This window comes from Paludisphaera mucosa (genome assembly GCF_029589435.1).
GTDB lineage: Bacteria > Planctomycetota > Planctomycetia > Isosphaerales > Isosphaeraceae > Paludisphaera > Paludisphaera mucosa.
Genome location: NZ_JARRAG010000002.1, coordinates 4,371,299 through 4,396,127, shown reverse-complemented (window position 1 = coordinate 4,396,127; position 24,829 = coordinate 4,371,299). Strand labels below are relative to the sequence as shown.

General features: G+C 70.9%; 21 protein-coding genes. 10 read left to right on the top strand and 11 right to left on the bottom strand.

Annotation, left to right across the window (positions count from 1 at the left end):
* Nucleotides 1-152: 152 nt before the first annotated feature.
* Nucleotides 153-392, top strand: a complete 240-nt coding sequence (locus PZE19_RS26930) for an Imm32 family immunity protein (RefSeq protein ID WP_277863693.1) — start codon at nucleotides 153-155, stop codon at nucleotides 390-392.
* 126 nt (nucleotides 393-518) lie between these two features.
* Here the strand turns inward: PZE19_RS26930 and PZE19_RS26925 are convergent, their stop codons facing one another.
* The 4 genes from PZE19_RS26925 to hpt form a co-directional block, all read right to left on the bottom strand.
* Complete coding sequence (locus tag PZE19_RS26925) at nucleotides 519-1,403, bottom strand: cysteine hydrolase family protein (RefSeq protein WP_277863692.1); 885 nt, start codon at nucleotides 1,401-1,403, stop codon at nucleotides 519-521.
* A 399-nt stretch (nucleotides 1,404-1,802) separates the two neighbouring features.
* Nucleotides 1,803-2,960, bottom strand: a complete 1,158-nt coding sequence (locus PZE19_RS26920; protein ID WP_277863691.1) for a glycosyltransferase — start codon at nucleotides 2,958-2,960, stop codon at nucleotides 1,803-1,805.
* Nucleotides 2,961-4,130: a glycosyltransferase family 4 protein gene (locus PZE19_RS26915; protein ID WP_277863690.1), complete on the bottom strand. Its 1,170-nt coding sequence runs from the start codon at nucleotides 4,128-4,130 to the stop codon at nucleotides 2,961-2,963.
* 28 nt (nucleotides 4,131-4,158) lie between these two features.
* On the bottom strand, nucleotides 4,159-4,674 hold the full coding sequence (gene hpt, locus PZE19_RS26910; RefSeq protein WP_277863689.1) for a hypoxanthine phosphoribosyltransferase: 516 nt from the start codon (nucleotides 4,672-4,674) through the stop codon (nucleotides 4,159-4,161).
* A gap of 123 nt (nucleotides 4,675-4,797) precedes the next feature.
* Here hpt and PZE19_RS26905 point away from each other — a divergent pair, with 123 nt between their 5' ends.
* From PZE19_RS26905 to PZE19_RS26895, 3 genes are all read left to right on the top strand, one after another.
* Complete coding sequence (locus tag PZE19_RS26905) at nucleotides 4,798-5,376, top strand: RNA polymerase sigma factor (RefSeq protein WP_277863688.1); 579 nt, start codon at nucleotides 4,798-4,800, stop codon at nucleotides 5,374-5,376.
* 21 nt (nucleotides 5,377-5,397) lie between these two features.
* Entirely contained in the window at nucleotides 5,398-5,871 is a 474-nt protein-coding gene (locus PZE19_RS26900; protein ID WP_277863687.1) for a hypothetical protein, read from the top strand.
* Nucleotides 5,872-5,987: 116 nt separating this feature from the next.
* Nucleotides 5,988-6,458 (top strand): hypothetical protein, encoded by a 471-nt coding sequence (locus PZE19_RS26895; RefSeq protein WP_277863686.1) that lies wholly within the window; start codon nucleotides 5,988-5,990, stop codon nucleotides 6,456-6,458.
* Nucleotides 6,459-6,509: 51 nt separating this feature from the next.
* Here the strand turns inward: PZE19_RS26895 and PZE19_RS26890 are convergent, their stop codons facing one another.
* Nucleotides 6,510-8,411, bottom strand: a complete 1,902-nt coding sequence (locus PZE19_RS26890; protein WP_277863685.1) for a sialate O-acetylesterase — start codon at nucleotides 8,409-8,411, stop codon at nucleotides 6,510-6,512.
* A 370-nt stretch (nucleotides 8,412-8,781) separates the two neighbouring features.
* On the opposite strand from PZE19_RS26890, the gene PZE19_RS26885 reads away from it, so the two are divergent.
* The 4 genes from PZE19_RS26885 to PZE19_RS26870 all read left to right on the top strand — a co-directional run bounded on the left by PZE19_RS26885 (nucleotide 8,782) and on the right by PZE19_RS26870 (nucleotide 12,313).
* Nucleotides 8,782-8,961, top strand: coding sequence for a hypothetical protein (locus PZE19_RS26885; RefSeq protein ID WP_277863684.1), 180 nt, complete (start codon nucleotides 8,782-8,784; stop codon nucleotides 8,959-8,961).
* A 52-nt stretch (nucleotides 8,962-9,013) separates the two neighbouring features.
* A complete protein-coding gene (locus tag PZE19_RS26880; protein WP_277863683.1) occupies nucleotides 9,014-10,114 on the top strand; it encodes a DUF1559 family PulG-like putative transporter in 1,101 nt (366 codons plus the stop codon).
* A gap of 607 nt (nucleotides 10,115-10,721) precedes the next feature.
* A complete protein-coding gene (locus tag PZE19_RS26875; protein WP_277863682.1) occupies nucleotides 10,722-11,342 on the top strand; it encodes an RNA polymerase sigma factor in 621 nt (206 codons plus the stop codon).
* Between the two features lie 32 nt (nucleotides 11,343-11,374).
* Nucleotides 11,375-12,313, top strand: coding sequence for a hypothetical protein (locus PZE19_RS26870; RefSeq protein WP_277863681.1), 939 nt, complete (start codon nucleotides 11,375-11,377; stop codon nucleotides 12,311-12,313).
* A 486-nt stretch (nucleotides 12,314-12,799) separates the two neighbouring features.
* Here the strand turns inward: PZE19_RS26870 and PZE19_RS26865 are convergent, their stop codons facing one another.
* Nucleotides 12,800-13,864 (bottom strand): class I fructose-bisphosphate aldolase, encoded by a 1,065-nt coding sequence (locus PZE19_RS26865; RefSeq protein ID WP_277863680.1) that lies wholly within the window; start codon nucleotides 13,862-13,864, stop codon nucleotides 12,800-12,802.
* A gap of 329 nt (nucleotides 13,865-14,193) precedes the next feature.
* Nucleotides 14,194-14,637 carry a hypothetical protein gene (locus PZE19_RS26860; RefSeq protein ID WP_277863679.1) on the bottom strand — a complete coding sequence of 148 codons (444 nt, stop codon included), beginning with the start codon at nucleotides 14,635-14,637 and terminating at the stop codon, nucleotides 14,194-14,196.
* A 331-nt stretch (nucleotides 14,638-14,968) separates the two neighbouring features.
* Between PZE19_RS26860 and PZE19_RS26855 the strand changes: the two genes are divergently transcribed.
* Complete coding sequence (locus PZE19_RS26855) at nucleotides 14,969-15,160, top strand: hypothetical protein (protein ID WP_277863678.1); 192 nt, start codon at nucleotides 14,969-14,971, stop codon at nucleotides 15,158-15,160.
* A gap of 59 nt (nucleotides 15,161-15,219) precedes the next feature.
* Here PZE19_RS26855 and PZE19_RS26850 read toward each other — a convergent pair whose 3' ends face one another.
* The gene (locus PZE19_RS26850; protein WP_277863677.1) at nucleotides 15,220-17,415 is read right to left on the bottom strand and encodes a DUF1254 domain-containing protein; all 2,196 of its coding nucleotides are present in this window, start codon (nucleotides 17,413-17,415) and stop codon (nucleotides 15,220-15,222) included.
* Between the two features lie 334 nt (nucleotides 17,416-17,749).
* Between PZE19_RS26850 and PZE19_RS26845 the strand changes: the two genes are divergently transcribed.
* A complete protein-coding gene (locus tag PZE19_RS26845; protein ID WP_277863676.1) occupies nucleotides 17,750-18,820 on the top strand; it encodes a tagatose 1,6-diphosphate aldolase in 1,071 nt (356 codons plus the stop codon).
* Nucleotides 18,821-18,841: 21 nt separating this feature from the next.
* Here the strand turns inward: PZE19_RS26845 and PZE19_RS26840 are convergent, their stop codons facing one another.
* The 3 genes from PZE19_RS26840 to PZE19_RS26830 all read right to left on the bottom strand — a co-directional run bounded on the left by PZE19_RS26840 (nucleotide 18,842) and on the right by PZE19_RS26830 (nucleotide 24,418).
* Nucleotides 18,842-22,717 (bottom strand): hypothetical protein, encoded by a 3,876-nt coding sequence (locus PZE19_RS26840; protein WP_277863675.1) that lies wholly within the window; start codon nucleotides 22,715-22,717, stop codon nucleotides 18,842-18,844.
* Nucleotides 22,718-22,823: 106 nt separating this feature from the next.
* Complete coding sequence (locus tag PZE19_RS26835) at nucleotides 22,824-23,390, bottom strand: KdsC family phosphatase (protein WP_277863674.1); 567 nt, start codon at nucleotides 23,388-23,390, stop codon at nucleotides 22,824-22,826.
* 5 nt (nucleotides 23,391-23,395) lie between these two features.
* A complete protein-coding gene (locus PZE19_RS26830) occupies nucleotides 23,396-24,418 on the bottom strand; it encodes a KpsF/GutQ family sugar-phosphate isomerase (protein ID WP_277863673.1) in 1,023 nt (340 codons plus the stop codon).
* Nucleotides 24,419-24,829: the final 411 nt, after the last annotated feature.

Genomic DNA, 24,829 nt, shown 5'->3' with positions numbered 1-24,829 from the left:
GTTGCGTGATCCACTGGAACGGGGTGGGAGCGGATGCGAGGATGTCATCGGGGGCCCGCTCCGTTCGGGGGGGCAGGCAGTGTGGTAAACGCCATCGTCCCGACCGGGCCGGCCCCGTCCACTCAACGCCGAAGCGGCGAGGGCGAGGTGCGATGCCGGCCTATGGCTACCAGCGAGCGGTCGTCGATGCCGAGTACGGATTGCTGGAACTACGCGAGGTGAGCTTCGACCTGAGCCCCGACGGCCTGCGACGACTCGCGACCTTCCTCCGAGAATGCGCCGACAGGGCTGAGGCGGGCGACCTCCGTTCCGGCCACGTTCATATCGAGGAGTTCGACCGAGCGTGGAGGCGAGTCAGTCCCGACTTGGACGTCGTCGTCCTGAGACGCTGAACTAAGACTCCCGCGCATCCCTCGCGAAGCCGTATGACAAGGGAACGCTCCGACTTCCCAGTTGTTACGAAGTCCCGGAAACTGCAGACGAAGGGGAGAAGGACGATCCGCCCCACGTGACGAAGGTCATTCCTGAGCGGGCGGCGCCCCGTCGAACCGGAAGCGGGGCTTCCCCGTGATGGCCGAACTGGTGAACGTCGGGCACCAGTAGCGTTCGACGTGCTCGATCATCAGGTCGGTGCCGGTGAAGTGGGCGACGCCCGGGGGCCGGTCGGGGTTGTACATCGTGTCGGTCATGTCGCGCATCAGGGCGACCTTCTTGCCGAGCACGGTCAACTGGCGGATGGCGAACGGGCGGCCCAGCACGCACATGTTGAGGTGGACGCCGCAGAGGATGACGCGGTCGATCCCGCGGGCGGCGAGGAGGTTCCAGGTCTCCTGGCCGTCGTCCGTGATCGCGTCGGCCTCGGCGATCTCGATCGCGGCGGTCTGCCGGGTCCAGGGGGCGGTGATCTCGCACTTGACCTTGCAGTCGCAGCCCATGTCCGAGTCGTCGATCGGCAGGACGCCCTCGCGCTTCGCGTCGGTCCAGTACCAGGCTGTCCCCCAGCGGGGCGTCGTGACGAGCGGGACGGGCGTCGGGGCGTACGGGGCCTGCTGGGCGCGTCGTCGTTGCGGTGAGTCCTTGTAGAAGGCGGTCGTCGTGCTGGGGGCGTGGATGATGAAGACGCCGCGGTCCCGGGCGATCTTGAGGGTCTCGTTCAGCGGCCCGGCCATCTCGCCCACCCGGCTGGCGGCCGACCTGCACCAGTGCTGGTCCCACATGTCGCAGACGACGATCGCCGTCGTCTTCGGGTCCCAGTCCTCGGTCTTCTCGACCACCGTGACCTTGCCGGCCTCGACGCCCCGCGAGCGCAGCGTCAGCCGCAAAGGGGCGTCGTCGGCCAGGGCGGCGATCGGCAGGAACGCCAGGATCAGGGTCGGGACGAGGCGCGAGGATGTCCGGGTCATCGGTTGGTCCTGGGCGAGGTGTGGCCGCGATTCGGCGACGGGTCGTCCCCGCCATGATCGCGGGGCCGAGGGTCGAGGGGAAGGGCCTCCCTCTCATCCCGGACGGCGTCCCCGGCCTCGTTTCGACCCGGCCGGGAATCGGCTCCGTTCGCGCCAGGACGCCAAGGAAGCCGATCGACGCAAGTGGCTTGAAGGTATCGCGTTAAACCTGGAAAACGACTCGAAAAATTGGGTCCGGTCGTCGCATTTTTTTTATCCGCCGCACCCCGGGTCGTGGATCTCGCTCGCTTCCTGGTCCTGCTCGGGGCGCACCATCCCCCATGGAGATCATGGGCGACGAACGCCGATTGCGCACGCCGATCCCGAGATTTCGGGCGGATCCCGGCTGCCGCGGGGGCGTCAGGACGCCGTCGGCGACGGGGCGACGGCCAGGCCCTTGGCGGCGGCGAGGCGCTCGTAGAGGTCGGCGAAACGGGCGATCATGGCCCCGTCGTTGAACTCGGCCAGGGCGCGCTCGCGGCCGGCCGCGCCGAGGGCCCGGGCGCGGGCGGGGTCGCGGATCAGGTTGCGGAGCACCTTGGCGAGCGCGGGGATGTCGCCGATGGGCGCCAGCATGCCGGTCAGGCCGTCGGCGACGACCTCGGTCGTCCCCGGCGCGGCGGTCGCGACGACGGGCTTGGAGAGCATCATCGCCTCCAGGACGACGTTGGGCAGGCCTTCGTATTCGCTGGTCAGGACGACGACGTCGGCGGCGGCCATCAGGCGGGGGACGTCCTCGCGGTGGCCCAGGAACCGCACCCGATCGACCAGGTCGTAGCGGCCGGCGAGCTTCTCCAGCTCGGCGCGCATCGGGCCGTCGCCGACGATCGCGGTGCGCAGGTCGGGCTGGACGTGCTGCAACAGGTCGAGCACCTTGAGCAGGTCGCCCACGCGCTTCTGGGGCGCGAGCCGGCCGGCGAACAGGGCGAGCGACGCGTCGGGCGGGAAGCCGATCTCGGCGCGTACGGCCGCCGGGTCGACCTGCGGCGGGGCCTCGTCGGCGACGCCCGAGTAGATCATCTCCAGCCGTTCCGCGGGCACGCCGAGCTTGCGGTAGTAGTCGACCACGGCGTTCGAGTTGCCGACGAGCTTGTCGCAGGACGTCGCCAGCCGGCGGTCGACGGCCCGCTCGATCCGCCCCTTCCACAGGTCTACGGCCATCTCGGCGGTCACCACGACGGGCGTCCCGGCGCGCCTGGCGGCGATCCGGCCGTAGGCGTTGGCGGCGAAGATCCAGGTCTGGACGACGTCGAACTTCCCGGCCCGGATCAGCCGGGTCAGCCGCCCCAGGGCGAAGGGGTCGACCTTGCGGCGCTTGGCGATCGACGTCACCGGGATCCCGGCGGCGACCAGCTCGGCCTCCAGCGGGCCCGGTCGCGTCAGCACGGCGGCCTCGACGCGGAAGCGGTCGCGGGGGAGGCCCTTCGAGAGCATCACCATCTGCTTCTCGGCGCCGGAGCGGTCGAGAGTCGGGATCAGTTGCAAGACCTTGAGCACGGCGGCGGACCCCGTTTCCACTCAGCCCGATCGCTCGCGGGCGATCAGTTCCCGGAACAAGTTGAGATGACGCCGCGCGACCGTCCGGATCGAGTACTGCTGCTCGACGCGGCCCCGGGCCGCGCGGCTCATGTGGAAGGCCCGGTCGAACGTCGACCACTGCTCGACGACCGTCCGGGCGAGCGTCTCGGGCTCGCGCGGGGGGGCGAGCCGGCCGTGCTTGAAGTCGGCGATCAGGCGGCGGTTGCCCGGGATCGCCGAGGCGACGACCGGCACGCCGAGCGCCATCGCCTCCATCAGGGCGATGCTCATCCCCTCCTCCGTCGAGGGGAGCACGAACAGGTCGGCCCCGCGCAGCTCGTCCTCGACGTCGGCCGACGGCCCGGGCATCGCGAAGGCCGGCCCGGCCAGGCCCAGCTCGCGCGCCAGGCGGTCGAGGCCCGGGCGCTCGGGCCCCTCGCCGACGAGCGTCAGCCGGGCCTCGGGGAACGTCTCGCGGACGATCGGCCAGGCGCGGACGAGGGTGTCGAGCCCCTTCTCGGGCGCCAGGCGGCCGACGAAGATCGCCCGCGGCGACCGCTGCCAGCCCTCGCGGCGCTGCCAGGCCCGCGACGGGATCGGCACGCCGTTGGGGAGGTCGTGGATCGTCGCCTCGTCGTAGCCGGCGTCGACCAGCTCGGCGCGGACGGGCGGGGAGATGGCCACGAGGGCGTCGGCCCGCTTGCAGCGGCGGGCGATCCGCGCGCCGAAGTTCCCCTTCGCCTGCCAGGCGACGTCGCCGGTGGCGCCGGCGCCCTCGGGCCGGAGGACGACCGGGAAGCCTCGCTCCGCCCCCGCCGCCACGGCGACGTAGGCGTCGTGCTTGAGCATCGAGACGTACGCCAGGTCGACCGGGTTCGTCGCCAGCCAGCGGGCCAGGTTCCGCATGTAGGCCCAGGTGCCGACGAACCGCAGCGGCGACGTCTTCAGGCGGTGGATCGTCAGCCGGCCCCCGCCCTGCGACCGGGGGTAGTCGACCTCCTCGCGCGGGGCGAGCGCCGCCGCCTCGGCGACGGCCGAGGTCAGCACCGCGACGTCGGCACCCTCGCGCGCCAGGGCCTCGGCCAGGTAGCCCAGCACGCGCTCGGCGCCGCCGATCAACGGCGGATAGCGTCGGGAGAGGAGGGCTAGCTTGGGGGCTCGTTCGGTCACGGAGGGCGCTCGACTCGGTCCGGCTCGGTCAGTCCTGGAGGACGCCGACGTAGGGGAGGTGGCGGTAGTCGTCGTCGTAGTCGAGCCCGTAGCCGACGACGAAGGCGTCGGGGATCGTGAAGCCGCAGTAGTCGGGCTCGATCGGGACCGTCTGCCGGCCGACCTTGCGGAGCAGGACGGCCGTCTTGACGCTCTTCGCCCCCCGCGCGGCGATGTGGTCGACGAGCGCCGCGAGGGTCTGGCCGGTGTCGAGGATGTCGTCGAGCAGCAGCACGTCGCGATCGACCACGTCGGGGGCGAGGTTCTCGTTGATGATCAGCGTGGACGAGGTCGTCGACGCCCCGCGGTAGCTGCTGGCGTGCAGCAGGCCGATCCGGTGGGGGACGTCGACCGCCCGGACCAGGTCGGCCAGGACCATCAGGCTGCCGGTCAGGATCGCCACGATCGTCAGCGGCTTGCCGGCGTAGTCGCGCGCGACCTCGCCGCCCAGCTCGCGGACGCGGTCGTGGAGGGCGGCTTCCGGGATCAGGACCTCGACGGGCACGGCGGTCGGGACTCCTCGCGTTACAATGGGATGCGGCGGCCCGCGGAGGATCTAGTGTAACCGATGGCCCGGGGGATCGAATAGGAGCCGGGCCGGGATCGTCTCGTCTGGGTAGGAGATCGTATGCTGGACGCCCCGACGGTCGCATCCATCCCCGACGAGGTGCTGGTCCAGCGGGCGCGGGGGCGGGATCTCGCGGCCCGCGAGGAGCTGTTCCTCCGCCATCGGGACGACGCGTATCGGACGGCCTACCGGCTTTTGGGAGACGAGGCCGACGCGCTCGACGCGGTCCAGGAATCGCTCCTGAAAGCCTTCTCCCGGCTCGACGAGTTCGACGGCCGCGGCGGGTTCCGGTTCTGGCTGCTGCGGATCGTCGTCAACACGGCGCTCGACCAGGGGAGGCGGAGGAAGCGGCGTAAGTTCGTGACGCTGGAAGGGGATCCGACGAGCCCCAGCCCCGACGACGACCCGGCTCGGGGCCTCCAGCGGCAGGACCTCCGGCGGACGCTCGACGAGGCCCTCGGCCGGCTCTCCCCCACCCTCCGGGCGACGTTCGTGATGTTCGCCGAGGCGGGTCTGAGCTACAAGGAGATCGCCGAGGCCCAGGACGTCCCGATCGGCACCGTGATGAGCCGGATCAACGCCGCCCGCCGCAAGCTCCAGGAGATGCTCGATTGGGACCGCCTGAAAGGGCTCGATTGAGAAGATAGGATAGGAAGACCCATGCAAGCCGACCGCGACCGCAACGAGGCGACCGGCCTCGACCGACTCTGGGAAGCGACCCGGCCCCCGGCCCCCCCGGCCGAGGCCTGGGACCGCGTCTGGGCGTCGTTGAGCCGGCTGGACGACGAACCGGCCGCCCACGCCCGCCCCCTGACCCTCGTCATGCCGCCGCCCCGCGCCGGGCGCTGGGCCGCCGCCGGCCTCGTGCTGATCGCCCAGGCCGCCGCGATCCTGCTGGCGGTGGGGATCACCCTGAGGAACGGCTCCCGGCCCGACGCCGACGACGTCTCGCGCACGGCCACCGCCGTCGTCCGGATCGAGGAGGGCCAGCTCGTGCTGATCCGCTCGAACGCCGACGTCCTCCAGACCACCGACCTCTCCCCCCAGGCCGGGCCCGCCGGCGTCGACGCCTGGTACCTCGTCTACAACCTCCTCGAATCGATGGCCGGCCCGGTCGTCGCGATGTCGGAGTGAGCGGGAAGCGAGGGGCCCGGATGGCCGCTAACCACCGTCCGAACCCTTCTCCCCCCGGGGGAAGGTGGCCCGAAGGGCCGGATGAGGGTCGAGGCGCTTCGCGGACGCCTTACTCGTTGCTCGCGGCCATCCTCGTGCTCGCCTCGGGATGCTCGCAACGCCCGCCGTCGCCGGGAGCGGACCCCGTCCCCCCGCCCATCGTCGCCGTCAGCCCGGAAGACGCCCGCCAGGTGACGGTCTTCGCGATCAAGGCCGTCCCGGGGTCGTCGACGATCGACCCTCGGCTCTCGACGGTCCGCACCCAGCTCCGCAAGATCCTGCCGGACCACGGGTTCGAGCTGATCGTCTCGCTCAGCGAACGTCTCAACCCCGGCGCGACGCTGACGTGCGACCTGGGGGGCGGCCGGCTCGCCGACACCACGTTCGAGAAGGACGAATCCGGTCGCGTGACCCTCCGCTGCACCTTCAAGGACGGCGACGCCCCCCCCTTCTCCACGCTCGTCGACGCCCCCGAGAACCAGCTCTTCTTCTACGAGCGGGCCCTCCGCGACGGCACGCGGGTCCTGATCGGCGTCGGGGCCCGGTGACGAGACGCCGTCCCGCCCCGTCGGTCGGTCGCCGCCCTGCGGGGCGGATCGTCACCGATCCGGAATCGACAGGGAGAGCCGCTTCGACGCCTGGCCGCCGATGACGGCCTCCAGGACGGGCCCGCCTTCCGAGTCGCTCACGACGTCCACCCCGGTCACGAGCACGGCGGCGGCGTCGCGGCGAAGCTCCACCGGCTCGGCGTCGCCCCGTCGACGGACCGCGACCCTCGGGTGCAGGGCGATCCGGAGCCGGATCTCGTCCTTGCCCCGGTTGGCGACCGTCCAGTCCATGCGCCCGTCGCCGAACTCCAGGACCAGGTCGACGAGGTCGTCGCGGAACGCGACGCAACCCGGGCCGGGCTCGTGGACGTCGGCCAGCTCGCGGGGGGCCAGCCCCCCGGTGATGGTCGTGCCGCCGCCCCATCCCGGCTCGTTCGAGAGGAACTGTCGACCCCCGACGACCAGGCTCGTCACCGAGCCGACGCCGTTGATCGCCGTCTCGTAGGACCTCGTCCGGACGATGCGGCCGACGGGCGGCCGCTGGACGTCGGCGTCGGGACGGGTCGCGCCGTCCGTCCGGAACGGCGCGGCCGGCAGCCCGGCGCGATTGACGAGGTTCGCGCCCGGGGCGCCGCCCCAGGCGTAGCGGACCGTGAGGGGGGCGGGGACCGCCTCGCTGCGCAGCACCACGGCGTCGCCCTCGACGACGGCGTCGGCATACCGATATCGGCCGTCCGCCCCGGCCACCGCGAACCCGCGGATGGGGCCGCCGCCCCGCGAGGCCAGCCCGTCCCCGGCGGCGTCGAACGCCACGCGCAACGAGCCCCCCTCGGGCGTCGCCCTCTGGAACTCCGGGCCTCGCGCGACGACCGGGCGGCCGTACACGTCGTGGAGGGCCAGGAGTGCGGCCCTCCGGCCGATCTCGCGCTTCCGGCGAGGGTGCAGGTCGGACCCGTCGTTGGTGTCGATCCCGACCGCCAGCGAGGCGTGCTCCGTCGCCCGGACGGCCGACGCCTGGGCCTCGCGCATCCAGGCCCACGACACCCCGCCCCAGCCGGCCGCGTAGTCCGGCAGCTGGACGACGATGAACGGCAGGTCCGGGGACTCGAACCGGCCCCTCCACGAGGCGATGAGGGCCGCCAGGAGCCTCGGATAGCTCGCCGGGCGGTCCGAGTTGCCCTCGCCCTGATACCAGACCACCCCCTTGATCGGGGCCTTCCCCAGCGGGGCGATCATGCCGTTGTACAGCGCCGACGGTTTGACGCCGAACATCGAATCCCGGAGGTCGTCCCGGGCGAAACCCGCCAGCGCCTCCGCGGGCGTCCAGGCCTCGCACATCGTGCCGCCGAACGAGGCGTCGAGGACCCCCAGAGGGACGTCCCGGAGCGCGGGATCGGCCGACAGGTCGGCCGCGAAGAAGAATCCGACCCCGGAGAAGTCCCTCGCGGAATCGCGCGAGGCGACGCGCCAGCGGACGTCGCCGCCCGATTCCGGGGCCGCGCTCGCCCGACGGCCGATCGAGCCCAGGCGGAGCTTCGCGAGCGCCCCCGCGGCTTCGGCGGCCTCGAGCCCGCCGTCGCATTCCTTCAGGGTCATCTGCATGTTCGACTGGCCGGAGCAGAGCCAGACGTCGCCGACGAGGACGTCCGCCGCCCCGGCCTTCTCCCCGCCGGACTCGGCCGCCAGGACGTACGGCCCGCCGGCCGGCAGCGCCTCCAACGTCGCCGACCAGCGGCCGTCGGCCGCGGCCGCGGCCCTCGCCATGCGCGGCCCCAGGCGGACCTCGACGCCCGCCCCGCCCGCCGCCTCGCCCCACACCCGGACCGGGCGGTCCCTCTGGACCACCATGTGGTCGCCGAACGGGGCCCCGAGCCGGATCCCGGCGGCCCCCGCGGGCGAGGCCGCCGCCAGGATCAAGAGCGCAAACGCCGCGGATCGTCGTGGAGCGGGCATCGCGAACCCACCGAATAGCGACGGACGGAAGCGCGATCTCGGTACGGTCGGCGCGACGCCCGGCCGTCGTCCTCGATCGCCGTACGGCGGGACCGAGCGCCCGCCCGACGCGCAGTCTACCCCCGGGCGGGGCGGAGGTCGAGGCCTCGATCGCCCCCGGAGGGTCGTCCCCCGATCGGGAGCCTCGATCACATGTTAAGAATCAAAATATCTTGTTAATATGAATTGTATGTATACTAAATATTAGTTGGTTTGCATAACCTTCCTGTTTTACTCACGAAATCTTCGCGGCGACGGGATATCATCATCCTCCCTCGGGCCGATCGACGTCGATCCGCCGATTCGCTCCCCGCCCCCCTGAGCACCACCCATGCGCCCCAGCCTCTTCCTCGCCTTCGCATGCGCCCTCCTCTTCTTCGCAGGCCCCGGATGCTCGATCCAGGATCCGGATCAACCGGCCGTCGGGTCGATCTCGGTCGAGAACGACAAGACGCCGACGCCGGAGAAGAAGGGGCGGCTGGGGAAGAACGCGGGCTGGGGCAAGCCTTGAGAAAAGCAAGCCATCGCCCGTTCCCCAGCCCATCCTTTTCGCGGAGACATTCGTGATCGCCCATGCCCACCCCGAGGCGCGACGTCGCGCCTTCACGCTGATCGAGCTGCTCGTCGTCATCGCGATCATCGCGGTGCTGATCGCCCTGCTGCTCCCCGCCGTCCAGTCGGCGCGCGAGGCGGCCCGCCGCGCCCAGTGCGTCAACAACCTGAAGCAGTTGGGCCTCGGCCTGGCCAACTACGAGAGCTCGAACAGCTCCTATCCGTGGGCGTTCGCCGGCCAGCTCGCGCCGGGCTCGTCGCTGGGCTACGACAACGCGTACAGCTGCCTCGCCCAGCTCCTGCCGTACGTCGAGCAGGGTCCTCTTTTCAGCGCCTATAACACGTCGTTCGCCTACCGGACGAATGCCAATGTGACGGTCAGCGGCACCCAGGTGAACCTGTTCTTCTGCCCGAGCGACACCGAGATGGCGGGGAACACGTATACGGAAGACCCCAACGGCCAGCACGGGATCCCGCAGAAGTTCGCGTTCACGAGCTACGCCGGATGCTACGGCTACTGGGCCGGCAACTGGTACGGCACCGCGGCCACGAACCCGTACGACGTCGCGCAGGCGACGGCCGCCATGAACCAGCACAACGGGCCGATCGTCACGGTGGGCTACACCCAGATGCTCCCCGGCGCGAGCCGCAGCATCGTCCGGCTGGCCGCGATCACCGACGGCACCAGCAACACGTTCGCGTTCGGGGAGCGGGCCCACGGGCTGCTGAGCAAGTCGGACGCCCGGTCGTTCTACCGCTGGCACTGGTGGATCTCGGGCGACTACGGCGACAGCACGTTCACGACCTACTACCCGCCCAACATCCAGAAGAAGAAGGTGAACCTGCCGACGGTCACCGGCGGCTCGGCGTTCGTGCAGGCGGCGTCGAGCTTCCACCCCGGCGGCGCCAACTTCGCCTTCTGCGACGGCTCCGTGAAGTTCGTCAAGGACTCGATCGCGAGCTGGACCCTCGACGCGACGACGGGCGCGCCGGTCGGCGTGACCATCGGCGGCTCGGGCTACACCTCGGGCGCGGGCGCCCAGGGCCCGGGGATCTATCAGGCCCTCGGCTCCATCGCGGGCGGCGAGATCATCAGCGCCGACGCCTTCTGAGCCGACGCAGCGAGCGTCGCATCGCATCACATCACGCCGCGGCCGCGGGACGACTCACGCGTCGTCCCGCGGCCGCCGTCGGTTCGTGCGGATGCCGATCGAGGGCCCGCATCCGGACGACCCCATTTGGGGGCCGTGGCGCAAGGTCGAGGTGTCGTCCGCAGGTCCCGGGCGATGCGGCTGCTCCTCTCGGCGCGCGCAGCGTAGCAGGAGGGGGGCCGTCGAGGGGGACGCGGCGTCGCGAGCGAAGCGGCCGCCGCGCTCCGAATTCCGCCGGACCTCCCCTCCCCCCTCCCGATCGTCCGGCCCTTGCGAGCCACCTCCCCTCGCGAGGAAGGCGATTGCGGTCCGATTCTCGACGGCTTCGGCCCCTCGTCCAGGGGCTCCCCGAGGCGCCGTCGCCTGTGAGGACGATTCGCCCCACTCGCTCCGGAGTCCTCGACGGAGCGAGGGCCGTGGGAGAATGTCCGCGGGGGTCGACGTCCTCCGGATCGGGCCGGATGGCGGGGCCCGATCATGCCCGTGCAACCGAATGGGCATTGCGGCATCTCTCTTTAAGAGAGCTGGCCTGGGAGGCGATTGCGTGCGAGACGTGGCGGGTATCGACTTGGGATCGCCACCCGACGACCGGACGGCCGCCGCGCGAGGGATCTTGCCGGAAGTCGAGCTGGTCGCCCGCGCCAGAGCCGGCGAAGTCTGGGCGTTCGGCGTGCTGTACGAGCGCCACTACGACCGCGTCTTGGGCTATTTGTACCGCCAGACCTTGCGGGTGGCGACGGCCGAGGAACTGACGAGCGACACGTTCTACGCCGCCCTGCGCGGGCTGGGACGCTTTCGGGGCGAGGCCCCGTTCGGCCTCTGGCTCTACCGGATCGCTACCAACCAGCTCCGGATGAACCGACGTGCCCGGCGCCGGCATCCCGAGCCCGAACCGCTAGACCTGCGCGCCGAGGAGTCGGGGCGCGTGCGATTCAGTCGCGAGCCCGGCCGGGAAGACCCGGGGGCGGCCCGCGAGCAGGCCGAACGGTTCGCCAGGGTGCGTCGGGCCATCGGGCGGCTCGGCGAGTCCTACCAGGACGTGCTCGTCCTGCGCTACTTCGAGGGGCTCAACAACGATCAGGTCGCCCAGGTGCTGGGTCGTCGCGTCGGGACCGTCAAGTCGCTCGTCCACAGGGGCCTGAGCCAGCTCCGGGCGGCGCTCGACGATGGCGATGCAACCGGGACTTGATATCGGCATCACCTCCTCTGGAGGACATGGTCATGGCAAGCGACGACCGGGACATCGAGCGACGTCTCTCGCAGGCCGAGGCGCCGCGCCTCGTCGCGGGCGTTCACCGGGTGAGCCTCCGTGACGAACTGATGAGGCGGATGGAGGCGAGCCCCCGCCGTAGGGCTGGTCCGGTGGCCGCCTGGAGGTGGTGGGTCATGAATTTTTGCCCGTTCGGGCCGGTCCCGACGCGCCTGGCATGGGCGCTCGGCGCGGTCATCCTGTTGGGAGCGGCTGCCTGGGGCGGCGCCCAGGTGGCGAAGAAGGTCGAGAAGCTGTTCGTCATCGACGCCGGGAAGGCTTCGTCCCGGATCACCCGCACCGTGGAGAACCCCGATGGGACCACGACATGGTCCTCCATGGTTTCGGCGGAGTTTTTCGCTTCTGACGACCCGAATATGACCGGGGAGAAGGTCAAGGCGGCCCATGAAGAGGTTGACCGGCTCGTGGACGAGGGGAAGGCGACCGAGATCCGCCGTGAGCCGGACCCGCTCGGCACGCGCGTCTACCTGCAGGGGAAGCGGGCCGACGGCGCCGTATTCAATACCTCGCGCCTCCTGCCGGACGCTCCCGAGGCGCGCGAGCGGAGGATGACGATGTTTCTGGACGCGGTCGCCGCCGGAAAGACGGAATTCGTGCGCAGAATCGTCGGGGGCGATGGCACCACGATTTACGAGTACCGCGTGAAGCTGGCCGATGGAACCGCCGTCCCCCATTTCGAGAATCTGCCGATCCACGACAAGGCGCTGACGCAGCGCCATCGGGACGAGATCGAGCAGGCCCGCGTCGCGCACGCGGGCCTGTTGCTGCAAGATTTCGAGATGCCCGACAACCAGAGAATGAAGATCTATCAGGTGCGGCTGTCGGATGGCGACGTGGCCGTGTACGCCAGCCCCGAGCCCCCGCTGGCGAAGCCGTCCCCGGGGAAGTAGGAGCGTCGAGGGCCGGGTCAGGGAAGCGAAGCCGACGCACAGCTCGCGCAAGGTAACCACCTCCGACCGGCGGGACTCCCGCACCGAGAGGCCGCCACGCCGCCGGCAAGGACCCGTCGCCGGCGGGTCTCTCGTCCCAGGTCCCACGCGCCTGCGCCAGGGATCATCCCCTCTCCGTCGGTGCTCTGATCGTAGCATGGGCCGCAGGAGGGGGGGCCGGACGCATAACGTCGAGGTCCGGCCCGGCCTTCGAAAACGCCGGACGCCCCGGGCGGCTGGTGGGCCGTCGGGGCGTCCGGGATGAAACGCAGATATCGTGAGGCGGGGCCTTCCCTGGCCCTTCGGCCTTCGGGTCGCGCTTCCATCCTTGGCGGCGACCGCGGAGCGAGGGCCTTCGTCGTCCGGTCGTCCTTGACCGGCTCGGCGTCCCAGCCGACAACCTTGTTATCGGCGTGGGCCGGAATCCGCTTTACTTTTTCGGGATCGTCAGGCGATCGTGATCGCCTTGTCGAGGTAGACGTCCTGGATGGCGTTGAGCAGCTTGACGCCCTCGGCCATCGGCCGCTGGAAGGCCTTGCGGCCCGAGATCAGGCCCGTGCCGCCGGCCCGCTTGTTGACGACGGCGGTCCTCACGGCCTCGGCGAAGTCGTTCTTGCCGCTGGCTCCGCCCGAGTTGATCAGCCCGGCGCGGCCCATGTAGCAGTTGGCGAGCTGGTAGCGGCAGAGGTCGATCGGGTTGTCGCTGCTCAGCTCGGTATACATCCGCTCGTCGAGCTTGCCGTAGCTGGAGCCGCCCATGTTCAGGGCCTTGAAGCCGCCGTTGTTCTCCGGCAGCTTCTGCTTGATGATGTCGGCCTCGATCGTCACGCCCAGGTGGTTGGCCTGGCCGGTGAGGTCGGCGGAGACGTGATAATCCTTGTCGGTCTTGAAGGCGTTGTTCCGCAGGTAGCACCAGAGGACGGTCGCCATGCCCAGCTCGTGGGCCCTGTAGAAGGCCTCGGCGACCTCGACGATCTGCCGGCCGCTGTTGTCGGAGCCGAAGTAGATCGTGGCGCCGATCGCCGCCGCGCCCATGTTGTAGGCCTCTTCGACCTTGCCGAACATGATCTGGTTGGCGACGTTCGGATACGTCAAGAGCTCGTTGTGGTTGATCTTGACCATGAACGGGATCTTGTGGGCGTACTTGCGGGCGACCATGCCCAGCACGCCGAACGTGCTGGCGACGGCGTTGCAGCCGCCGTCGAGGGCGAGCTTGACGATGTTCTCGGGGTCGAAATACGCCGGGTTCTTGGCGAAGCTGGCACCGCCGGAGTGCTCGATGCCCTGGTCGACGGGCAGGATCGAGAGGTAGCCGGTGCCGGCGAGGCGGCCGGCGTTGAACATCCAGGCGAGGTTGCCGAGCACCCGCAGGTTGCGATCGCTGGGGACGAAGACGCGATCGACGAAGTCGGGGCCGGGGAGGTGCAGGGATTCCTTGGGGATCGCCTTGCAGGTGTAGTTGAGCAGGTTGTCGGCTTCGCTACCGAGCGCGTCGTGGATCGCGGACGCCATGTTCCTGGCACTCCGATGCGCGGGCGTCGCGGCGATCCCTCTCTGGGGGCGGAGGCCGGCGTCGGTCCGCGGACACGTGGAAAATTGGGGATGCGCGAGCGATGGAGTTCATCCATCACGCCCCGGACGACGGCCCCAGTCGAGCGGGCCCGGGGGCGATTCGCTGCGTCCGGCGTGGGATCCGTCCGGCCGCACGGTCCCGAGACCAGGACCGCCCTTGGAAGGGGCCCCGGACACGTTCAGGACAAGGCTTCATCATAGGGCCCGCCGGGCCGCGATGCAATGAGCGATCTCGGCCGTCCGCCGCGATTGTGGCCCCCCGCGCGCGGTCATCGCCGGCCCTTGCCCGCCGCGCCCGAGGGGGCGAGCAGGCTCGCCGGCGGCTTGGGGGCCTCGCGAAACTGCTCGGCCGTCATCGCGGCCGTGGCCCCGTCGCCCAGGATGACCACGCCCCCCCGCTCCGGCGTCTGCTTCTCGTAGCCGATCACCGACGCCCCGCCGTACTCGTCGAGGTTCAGCCCCCAAAAGATCACCACCGCGCCGGATCGCAGCGCCTCCAGCGCCTTCGGCAGGGCCGAGCCCGACTTTTCGGCCTCCTTCAACGATTTCGGGACCGGCCTGTTCTTCTCGCGATACATCCGCAAAAGTTGCCCCACCTGCTCCACCGCCGCCGGCTCCGCGCCGGGGGCGCCCGTCTCCGAGGCCGGCCCGCAGGCGGAGAGGAACGCGATCGGGCCGATGAGCAGGAGGCCGAGGGTCGTTCGAGCTGTCATGCGAGATGCGTCCGCGCGGGAGCCTGAGAGAATCGCCGAGGGCGCGGCGGTCGCGCCCCTCGACCTCCCAGGGGACCGTCGCCGCGCCTCGCCGTCAAGCGCCGGGGCCGTCGCAATCTCCATGAGGTCGCCCGATCTCGCCTGGAGGGCAAGCTCCGAGCCTCAGGATTGCAAACCTCCCCCGCCGCAGGGATGATCGGAGCCCGGCATATCGACGACGTCGGAAAGCCATCCACGCCTCGCGCTTCGGGGCGCACCGTGGCAGCCGACGGACGCCGCAACTTCGTGGACCGCCTCTCGCCTGAGACCAACCATCGGAGGATCGGCGACCATGCTCACGATGAAACACAAGACTCTGCAATCGGCGATGCGTTGGAAATGGAACGTGGTGCAGAACATGGAGGGCCCCGAAGGGGCTCGGGCGCAAGCGGAAGCCTTCATCAACTCGGTGGGGGCGGAAAAGGTGGTCTCCATCGCGGAAGACTCGCGATTCTTCACCGTCACGGTCTGGTACAGGGAGTAGCTCGGGCCGCCTGGTGCGACGGCTCGATTGCGCGCCCTCTCGGCTCGTGGTGAGTCCGTTCAGCTAATCTGCACCAGGGACGGCGGGATGTAGCTCTCGGGCAGCTTCGTGGTCCCCGATCGGTAGGGCAGGATCGAGGGGGCGGAGTCGCCGGGCGTCGGATAGTACATCCGCATGATGATCTGCAAGGCGGTGCTCACCGTCTTCCCCGGGTAGAGCGTGTTGAAGTAGGCGGTGGACGGCGTGGGGATCCAGTTCGAGGCGGCGGCGCCGGCGGGCAGCGTGGGGCCGACCCAGATCGTGAGGGAGCCGTCGGCGTTCTTGGCGAGCTGGCCGTCGACGAGCTGCGGCGAGCCGAGCTGGGCGACCGGCTTGACGACGCCGTAGCTGAGCGCGCCGGCCGCCGAGCCCTGCTGGAGGTCGACGATGGCCCCCGGGCCGCCCGAATACTGGATGGGGACGCCGGCGGACGACAGCGTCTGGATCCACTGCGGCGACACCGTGAAGGAGTAGGTCGTCGCCCCCGTCGTCGCGTCGACGTTCGTCGTGGGCGTGCTCGCGATGTAATACACCGTGTTCGGGCTCAGGCCGTAGGCCGCGGCGTTCGAGCCGAACAGGAGCGGCGTGCTCGCCTGGATCACGCCCCATGAGGGTGCACTCACCGTCATGACGTCCGTCGCGGGATCCACCGAGACGACGGCCGTGTCGGCGGTCGAGTAGGACGTGTTCAGCACGCCGGCCTGGCTCAGGTAGGGGGCGGCGACCTCCGAGGGGTCGGGCTGGTACAGGGTGATCGCCCAGAAGCCCCTGGGGTCGCCCTGGGCGTCCGTGACCAGCGGCGGGTAGATGCCGTCGGCCGGCAGGGTCCCGGCGGAGGCGGCGGGCGGGGTGAAGGTGATCGAGTAGGTGTTGTTGCCGTCCAGCTGCGTCGTGCCCAGGTACTTGTTCATGCTCGGGTAGACCGCGTCGAGCGGGACGTTGGCGGAGCCGCCGTTGAGCACGATCGCCGAGCGGATCTCGTATCCCCGCTTGTCGTTGGGATAGGTGCCGATGATGGTGTTCAGGATCGTCCAGTAGTTGGTGCCGGCGGACGTCGTGCCCTGCGAGATGAACGAGTCCAGATCCTGCTGGCCCTGCTCATACCCCGCCTGCAAGGCCTGGAGCTGCGCCTTGCCCCAGTTCCTGGGGATCCGGTAGCCGTTGGCGGTGAGGCCCAGGGGGGCGAACGCGCGCAGGACGGCCTGCTGGCCGTAGGAGGGGGCGAGGTAGCGTAGCCGGGCGTCGTACTGGGGCACGACCCAGGCCGGCAGCCGACTCAACGCCGAGCCCGACAGGCCGGCGTTCCGCGCGGGGATCGGGCTGGTCTTCACCGACGATCCGAGCTGGTTGAAGAACGCGACGGCCTGCGTCGGCGTGTTCCGGAAGGGCTCGGCCCTGATCAACTCCTCGGTGGTCGGCGCGGGCGTGTCGTAGCTCGTCGGGTAGACCGGCTGATGGCCGTTGGCTTCGAACTGCGCCAGGGTGTTGAGGGCGAATTTCTTGACGACGTTGTTGTAGACGTTGGGGACCGAATCCGCGGCCGAGGCGTCGGCCAGGGTGTTCGTCGCGACGCGGATGAGCATCCAGTTGACGTTCGTGTCCGACGCCATGACCCGATAGCGATAGCCGTGGACGTCGACGGTCCGGAACTTGGCGTACGGCGAATTGGGGCCGACGAGGAGGTACGAGGTCGCCGTGTCGGAGGGCGTCGTCCGCGTGCCGATGCTGCCGACGGTGTTGAGGTAGTCGTCCAGGTAGTTGACGACGTAATACTGGCTGCTGGACGGCGGGACGGTGAGCACCAGCGCGGGGGCCTTGGTGAAGTCGGTGAAGCCGTTGATGTACAGCACCGAAGCGTCGCCCGCGTTGGTGGCCGCGTCGTTCCAGGCCGCGGGCTGCGACACGTACTCGAGCGCGTTGAACGGGGCGCCGAGGGTCGTGTTGTACGTCGAGAACCGCTGGAGGAACTCGGGGGCGAGGCCCCACACGTAGGCGGCCGCCGCGAGCTTCTGGATGGTCGCGGGATCGGTGGCCGCGCGCGCCGGGGAAGGCGACGCGTGCGCGGTCATCAGGGTGCGGTCCTCGAGCCGTTCCGGGACGGCGGCCGGCGAGGGCCGGTTCGCGCGTCGGGGCCGCGGCGAGCGCCTCGCGAGCCTCCGGTCCTCGTCGCCGTAAAGGGTCCGCAACGTCGCGGCGAGTCTGTTGAGGGGGCTCATGTCGGCGACTCTTCCTGGGAGGGGATCGGGGACGTCCGGATCGCGCCACGGACGCGACGTCGAATCCGTGGGGTGGGAACGCCTGCGCGAGGGGCGACGTTTCGAGGCCGGTCTGCGGCATCGACCGTGAGGAACAAAGGACACGGTCGCGGCCCTGTCAAATCGACCGCGCATTCGGCGGGCGCGGGGAGCGCGTCCGGCCGCTCGCGGCCGGGGGGCGGCCGGGCCCGGTCCCCGGGCGGGGGCCGATCGGTTAGAATCGGGGCGATAGGGGTCGCGCCGGGTCGCGCGGCCCGGTCGGAGACGCGGCGACGAACCGGGAAGAAGGCGGGCCATGACGTTCGGGGACGGATCGAAGAAGCAAGGGGCGTTCGTGCTGGCGTCGAAGGGGCTGACGCCGGGCAAGCTCCGGGGCCTGCAGCGGATCAGCAACCCCGACGGCACGCTCACGATGCTGGCGCTCGACCAGAACAACTCGGTCGTCGACATGGCCGGCAAGGCCCTCCGGCGCGCCGGGGAGGACCGCGGCGCGACCTATGAGGAGGTCGTCGAGGCCAAGCTCGACCTGATGCGGGGGCTCGCGACGGCGGCCTCGGCCGTGCTGATCGACCCGTACTACGGCGCGTGGTCGGCGGTGGCCTCGGGGACGATCCCGCCCCACGTCGGCCTGCTCCTGCGCCTGGAGCGGACGAAATACGAGATGAGCAAGAAGGGCGCGCCGCTGGCGACGATCGAGCCGGGCTGGGGCGTGGAGAAGGCCAAGCGGATGGGGGCCGACGGGATCAAGTTCCTGGCCCAGTTCGAGCCCACCGAGCCCGAGTCGGCCGACGCCAACTTCGCGCTGGTGGAGCGGGTCTACGAGGAGTGCAAGCGGCACGACCTGCTGCTGCTCCTGGAGGCCGTCGCCTTCCCGCTCGACGGCGAGACCAAGCAGGACGCCTCGTTCCTGGACCGCAAGGCCGAGACGGTGATCGAGACGGCGCGGATGCTGAGCCGGTACTGCGACGTCTACAAGGCCGAGTTCCCCGGCACGCTCGACCGCGAGAGCGACCAGCAGCTCGAGGACAACCTGCAGGCGCTCGACGCCGTCGCCGAACGGCCCTGGGTGCTGCTCTCGGCCGGCGTGGACTACGACCAGTACCTCGAACAGGTCGAGATGGCCCTGCGCGCCGGGGCCTCGGGCGTGCTGGGCGGCCGGGCTTTCTGGAAGGAATACTTCCAGCAGGCCGACGCCCCCGCCCGCGCCTCGTTCCTGACCGACGTGGCACGCCGGCGCCTCGTCGACGTCGACGCCCAGGTCCGCGCCCACGGCTCGCCGTGGTTCGCCCGCTACGGCTTCACCCGCGAGGACCTGAACGCCGTCCGGGCCATCGAAGGCTGGCACTTCCGCTATCCGGGCGCGTGAGCCGGACGGCCCCGCGGCGGATCAACGTCCGGTGAAGCCCTTGCGCTCGGCCGGGTTGGTCTGCATGCGGACGGGGGGCTTCTTGGGCTTCGGGCCGGCCTTGGGGTTGGGATCGTAGGGCTTGACGATGCCGGGCCGGACGCCGGTCTCGTTGTCCACGAGGGCCCAGACCTCGGGGCCGACGAGGTCGGCGGCGCCCGACTTGGGGTTGAACCGGACGGCCTGGGCGCGGCCCGGCGACATGGTCTGGCCGGGGGCGTTCTGGCGGACGATCTGCACCGGCTGGCCGTTGAGGCCGTTGGCGAAGACCAGGTCGTTGAGCGAGTCGTAGGTGATGACGTCGGCCTGCAGGGCGGTGTCGCGGGCCTTGACGTAGGCGTTATCCCACGCCTTGAGGAAGTTCCGCCCGTTCGCGGTCTTCGCGGCGCCCGGCGGCGGCGGCTCGTTGATGACCCGGAGCATCTCCGAGGTCATGAAGTAGGCCTCGGGAGGCAGGCGGTCGAAGTCGAATCGGACCGCCTCGTTGGCGACGGTGCCGCGGGCCGTCTCGACGGCGCCGAAGAACTCGGCCCAGCGCTGCTCGTCGACGTCGTCCTGCTTGCCGGAGCCGAACCGGCCCCGCATCTCGCGGACGAACTTGATCTGGGTCAGCACCAGGGGCGCGAGCGCGGGCTTGGCCCCGGCCGCCCCGGCGCGACGGGGGGCGTCGGGATTGGCGGCGAGCTTCGGCTTCGAGCCGCCGGGTTCGTCCTGGCCGGGATCGAACGCGGTGGGGCGGACGACGGGCCCCGCGGCGACGGCCGCGTCGGCGTCCGGGTTCTGGGCCTTGGTCGGGTCGGCGTTGCGGTCGTAGAGGAAGACCTCGCCGGGGCCGGGCGCCTTGAACGTCCCGGTGCGGCGGTCGTAGATGAGCATGCCGGCCTCCAGGCGCTGCTGGCTGAGCAGCACCGGGCGATCGGGATGGACCTTCCGCGAGACCGCCAGGGCCGCGATCTCCTTGGTGCCCCGGACTTCCAGCATGGACAGGTCGGCCCGCGGCTCCGGCTCTTCGGCCCCGGCCTCGGCGTTCGGGTCCTTGGGCTTGGCCGGGGTCGAGAACTTGCCGGCGTCGACGAGCGGGATCGGCTTGTCGGTGTAGGCGGTCAGCGATTCCTCGCCGTGCAGGAGGGCGTCCTCCATCTGGGCATGGGCGCCGCCGATGAACTTGATCTTGGCCGCGGGCCGCTTGAGCGGGTCCTGCGAGACCCCCTCGAAGGTCATCATCTTCTTCCAGGTGATGACGATGGGGACCTTCTCCGAGAGCGTCTTGCCGCCGCGCTTGCGGATCTTCACCACGGCGGCCTCGGGCGCTTCGCCGTCCTTCGGCGCGTCGGCGGGGCGGTCGGTGAACAGGCCGCGGTCGGTGAGCTGGATGAGCTTGCCTTCGCCGTAGGCCCACGCCTGGTCGGCCTTCTGGTCGACGCCGATGGTGTCGGCCTCGATCGTCATCGTGTCGGTGGTGACGCGGGCCTTGGGGGCCTTGCGGGCGTCGACCATCCGGCCCTTGGCCGAGTGCTGGTCGTGGTGGTAGAGGTCGAAGACGACCTGGCCCTTGGCCTCGGTGCGGAGGACGAGGACCTCGCCCGTGGCGTCGGTGCCGACCTTCTTGCCCTCCCCGGGGTCCTGGTGGAGCTGGACGTCGCCGCGCATCTCGACGTCGCGAAGCTCGTAGGCCGGCTCCTCGCCGGTCTTCGCCGGGGTCGCGGCGCCGGCCCGGGCCGCCGACTTCGCCCCGACGATCACCACGGCCTGGGCGCGGTCGGCGCGGGCGGTCATCTTCGGGCCGGCGGGCTTCTCGGCCGCGGCCTGGCCGGGGACCGGCGTCAGGTCGGGCACGGCCTCGCCGTTCGCGGCGGGCGCCGGCTCGGGCGTCGGAGCCGGGTCGGCCTGCTTGGCGACCGGGTTGGGGTTCGTGATCGGCGGCGAGGCGGCGACGGTCCCGGCCTCGAAGTCGACGTCCAGGCGCTCCCGCAGGCGGAGGTCGCGGGTCGGGTCGACGAGGTGGACGTCCTGCACGGCCAGCAGCCGGCGAATGCTGGGGAGGGCCTCCTTGGGCGCGGCCGCCGCGGCGGGGTCGGGCTGGAAGAAGGCGGTGGGGACGACCTCGCGGCCGTCGGCCGTGAGCGCGGGGGCCTTCTCGGTCGGGTTCAGCCAGACCACGATGCGGTCGGCGGCCTCGAGCGACGACTTCTGGTTCCGGTCCTCGACGCGCGGGGAGCCCTTGAGGACCAGCACCTTGCCCGGCGTGCGGCCGTCCTCGGCGATCTCGTTCTGGAGCCAGAGCTGGTCCCGCCAGACGGCCGTGCGGGCGGGGGGGACGTCGTGCGGGGGGGCGGCGGCGCCGGGGGACGGACGGGTCTCCAGCAGCCCCGGGCCGTTGGCGACGAGCGCCGCGCGGCCCATGTCGCCGTCGTCGGTGAGCGTGGCGTCCGTGCACCAGACGTGCGTGACCGACTGGGACGCGGCGGGCTCGACGCCGGCCGCGGCGACGTCGCGCTTCTCGAACCAGAGCTTTTTGAGGCCGCCGCCGTTGAAGACGGTGGTGTTCTTGCCGGCCGCCGGATCCTTGTAGTGGAGCAGCTCCACGCAGCGGATCTTGACCCCCTTCGTCGGCGACTGGACCCAGACGACGTGGCCGCTCGCCTTGAGCCGCCGCAGCGTCAGGCCGCCGAACGCCCCGCCCTTCGCCTGGGCCTCCTGCGGCTCCCCGCCCTCGGCGGCCGTCGCGGCCCCGGCCTCGGCCTCGGCGACGACGACCGGCTTCTTCTTCTCGTCGGGGAGGAGCGTGAGGTGGAGGGTGTCGCAGTCGATCTGGTCGGGCAGCTCGGTGAGCTTGCCGCGGCGGACGACGACGTTGCTGCGGAACTCCACGTACGTCGGCGCGGCGGGCTCGGGGGGCCCGACCGAGGGCGCGGCGGGGCTGCGCGGCAGCTCGACGATCAGGGGCCCGGCGCACTGGACGTCGAGCGGGATCGCGTCGGCGGGGTCCTTCGGCCTGGGCTTCGCCCCGGCCTTGGTCCTGGCCTTGGCCGTCGCGCCGGAAGCCGGCTGGGCGTCGAGGTCGGGCATCATGCCGGTGCTGCCGACGTCGAGGAACGTGACGCGGATGTTCTTGAAGAGGGTCAGCCGCTGGGCGCCGTCGAAGCCGCTCCCCTTGCTCGCGCCGTGGATCTTGGGGCGGAGCTGGATCTCCATCCCGGTGCCGGTGACGCGGAGGTTGCGGTCGACGAGGACGACGTCGGAGTCGGTGCGGATGACCGGGTTGACGCCGTCGTCGACGTACTCGACGTTGGTCAACGGGCCGGCGACCAGGTCGTCGGACGGGTCGTCGGGCGTGCCGCGGTCGTCGCGGATCATGACGTCGCGCTCGAGGCGGGCCCGCTTGACGGTCAGGGGCTCGGCGTCGGCCTTGACGTTCAGGCCGAACGGCTGGTTGAAGTCGATGACGGCGTTCTTGCTGGTCATCGTCCGGGTGCTCCCCCCCTTGGGGGAACGCAAAACGACGGCCGCCGGATCGACCTCGATCCGCTTGCCGTCGAACCGGACGCCGTCGCGCTCGGTGGGCCGCGAGAAGTTCATGGCGAAGAGGATGACCCCCTTGTCGGGGGCGACGTATCGGAGCAGGTCGTCGGAGTTGGTCCAGTGGTCGGGCCCGAAGACCTGGGCGGCGACCCGCTTGACCATCGTCTTGCTCTTCGAGTCGTGCACCTGGAACGCCAGCTCGCCGCCGCCGCGGGCCGACCGCAGCCCGGCGACGGCGCGGTCGAACGCGCGGACGTACGCCAGGTGGGCCGCCGTCAGCAGGCCGAAGACCATCGCGAGCTTGGAGAGTTTCTTGAGCACGAATCGACTCGACATTCCGGAAGGTCGTCGGTCACCCGGCCCCCGCGTTCGAGGACCGGCCCGGTCGTTGGTGCCGGGGGATCGTCCCCCGGCGCGGGCGGGCGGACCCGCCGAAGCCTGCTCACGTCGCCGGCGAAAGGTACGAACCGCAAGCGACGTGCCACAGCCCCTGAGCCTTCAAGATCACCTCGACGATCTCGCGGATCACGCCGCTCCCGCCGGTCGAGCGGGTCGTGAGGTGGGCCGCGGCCCGGACCTCGTCGACGGCGTCGGCCGGGCAGGCCGCCAGGCCGACGGCCCGCAGGGCCGGCAGGTCGATCAGGTCGTCGCCGACGTAGCACACCTGCCCCGCCCCCGCGCCGGTCTCGGCCAGCAACGCGCGGAGCGCCTCGCCCTTGTCGGCGATCCCCTGGACGACGCGGTGGATTTTGAGCTCGGCGGCGCGGCGGTCGACGACCGCGGCCCGGCGGCCCGAGAGGATGGCCGACGTCTTGCCGACCCGGTGCCAGAGCACGAAGCCCAGGCCGTCGCGGACGTAGAAGTTCTTCGACTCGACGCCGGCGTCGTCGACGATGATCCGGCCGTCGGTCAGGACGCCGTCGACGTCGACCGCCAGCAGCTCGATCGCCGCGCACCGCGCTTCGAGGTCGGCCGGGATCGCGGCCGATCGGCTTGCCGGGGGCGTCATGCGCGTCACTCCTCGAAGTCCTCGGGGGACGTCCCGATCAGGTCGGTCACGTCGATCAGGCCCAGGAGCCGGCCCTCCCGGTCGACGACGGGGAGTTCGCTGATCTTGCGACCCTTCATCAGCTCGACCGCCTCGCCCAGCATCGCGCCCGCCGTGGCGCGGAACGGGTTCGCGGTCATGACCTCGCCGATCGGCCGGTCCAGCTCGGCCTCCCGGCGCTTCTCGAAGAGCCGCACCAGGTCGCTGTCCGTGAAGATGCCCAGCAGCCTGTCCTGGTCGTCGCGGACGAGCACCGCGCCCGAGCGGCGCCGCGGCCCGGCCAGGCGGACGAACACCTGGCGGACGGTCTCGCCGGGGGTCGCCGTGCGGACGTCGCGGCCGGTACGCATCACGTCCTCGACCCGCGTCAGCCGCCGCCCGAGCGTCCCCGCCGGATGATTGAGCGCGAAGTCCTCGGGGGTGAAGTCGCGCATCCGCGAGACCAGCAGCGCGAGCGCGTCGCCGACGGCCATCATCGCCGTCGTGCTGGCCGACGGGGCCAGGCCCAGCGGGCAGGCCTCGGCGATCGGGCCCATCGCGATGCAGACGTCGGCCGCCCGCCCCAGCGAGCTGCTCGCGCGTTCGGTGACGGCGACCAGCCGCGCGCCGATCCGCCGCACCGAGGGCAGGATCCGCAGCAATTCCTCGGTCTCGCCGCTCTGCGAGAAGGCGACGACGACGTCGCCGTCGCGGATCCGCCCCATGTCGCCGTGGACGGCCTCGCCGGGGTGCAGCGGGTAGGCCCGCGTGCCGGTCGACGCGAACGTCGCGGCCGTCTTCTGCCCCACCAGGCCCGCCTTGCCCATGCCGGTGACGATCACGCCCCCCTGGCACTGGTAGACCAATCGGGCCGCCCGCACGATCGAGCCGTCGAGCCGCTCGCGGACGCCGGCCAGCGCCGCGGCCTCGTCCCGCAGGACCCGGCGGGCGAACGCCAGGGCCTCGGCCTCCGTCTCCGGGACCGTGGTCGCTTCCGAGATCGTCGCCATCCTGGGCCTCCCTGCCCGGCTTGCGGCTCCATGCCCGACGTCGGATCGGACGAGGCCTTCGAGCGGCGGCACCATAGCCCATCCCCGGTAGGTCGTCAACGCGGAGTCCGGGGCGCCCTCGCACCCGCATCTCCCTGCTTCCCCCATCGCCCCTCTTTATCGTCCGACACTCAGCCTGAACTTGGGACGATTGCGAAAGATGAGCGAAATCCGGGGTTCCCTGGAAGCTGGCGAAAGATTGTCGAAATCGCAATAAATGCCGGTTGCGTCGAGGTGGCGGCGCGGTTGCGCGGGCGGCTTGTAAGAATTGCAAAAAAATGTAGAGCTTTTTGCTCAAGGAGGCCGCGAGAGCCACCGTCTTCTCGACGGATGTTCCTCTCAAGTGAAGGCGCGAGACGCAGGCTGATTCTT

Coding starts and splice junctions, on each gene's coding strand:
- PZE19_RS26930 (WP_277863693.1), top strand. CDS start 153: ATGCCGGCCTATGGCTACCAGCGAGCGGTCGTCGATGCCGAGTACGGA.
- PZE19_RS26925 (WP_277863692.1), bottom strand. CDS start 1,403: ATGACCCGGACATCCTCGCGCCTCGTCCCGACCCTGATCCTGGCGTTC.
- PZE19_RS26905 (WP_277863688.1), top strand. CDS start 4,798: ATGCTGGACGCCCCGACGGTCGCATCCATCCCCGACGAGGTGCTGGTC.
- PZE19_RS26900 (WP_277863687.1), top strand. CDS start 5,398: ATGCAAGCCGACCGCGACCGCAACGAGGCGACCGGCCTCGACCGACTC.
- PZE19_RS26890 (WP_277863685.1), bottom strand. CDS start 8,411: ATGCCCGCTCCACGACGATCCGCGGCGTTTGCGCTCTTGATCCTGGCG.
- PZE19_RS26885 (WP_277863684.1), top strand. CDS start 8,782: ATGCGCCCCAGCCTCTTCCTCGCCTTCGCATGCGCCCTCCTCTTCTTC.
- PZE19_RS26870 (WP_277863681.1), top strand. CDS start 11,375: ATGGCAAGCGACGACCGGGACATCGAGCGACGTCTCTCGCAGGCCGAG.
- PZE19_RS26865 (WP_277863680.1), bottom strand. CDS start 13,864: ATGGCGTCCGCGATCCACGACGCGCTCGGTAGCGAAGCCGACAACCTG.
- PZE19_RS26860 (WP_277863679.1), bottom strand. CDS start 14,637: ATGACAGCTCGAACGACCCTCGGCCTCCTGCTCATCGGCCCGATCGCG.
- PZE19_RS26855 (WP_277863678.1), top strand. CDS start 14,969: ATGCTCACGATGAAACACAAGACTCTGCAATCGGCGATGCGTTGGAAA.
- PZE19_RS26850 (WP_277863677.1), bottom strand. CDS start 17,415: ATGAGCCCCCTCAACAGACTCGCCGCGACGTTGCGGACCCTTTACGGC.
- PZE19_RS26845 (WP_277863676.1), top strand. CDS start 17,750: ATGACGTTCGGGGACGGATCGAAGAAGCAAGGGGCGTTCGTGCTGGCG.
- PZE19_RS26840 (WP_277863675.1), bottom strand. CDS start 22,717: ATGTCGAGTCGATTCGTGCTCAAGAAACTCTCCAAGCTCGCGATGGTC.
- PZE19_RS26835 (WP_277863674.1), bottom strand. CDS start 23,390: ATGACGCCCCCGGCAAGCCGATCGGCCGCGATCCCGGCCGACCTCGAA.
- PZE19_RS26830 (WP_277863673.1), bottom strand. CDS start 24,418: ATGGCGACGATCTCGGAAGCGACCACGGTCCCGGAGACGGAGGCCGAG.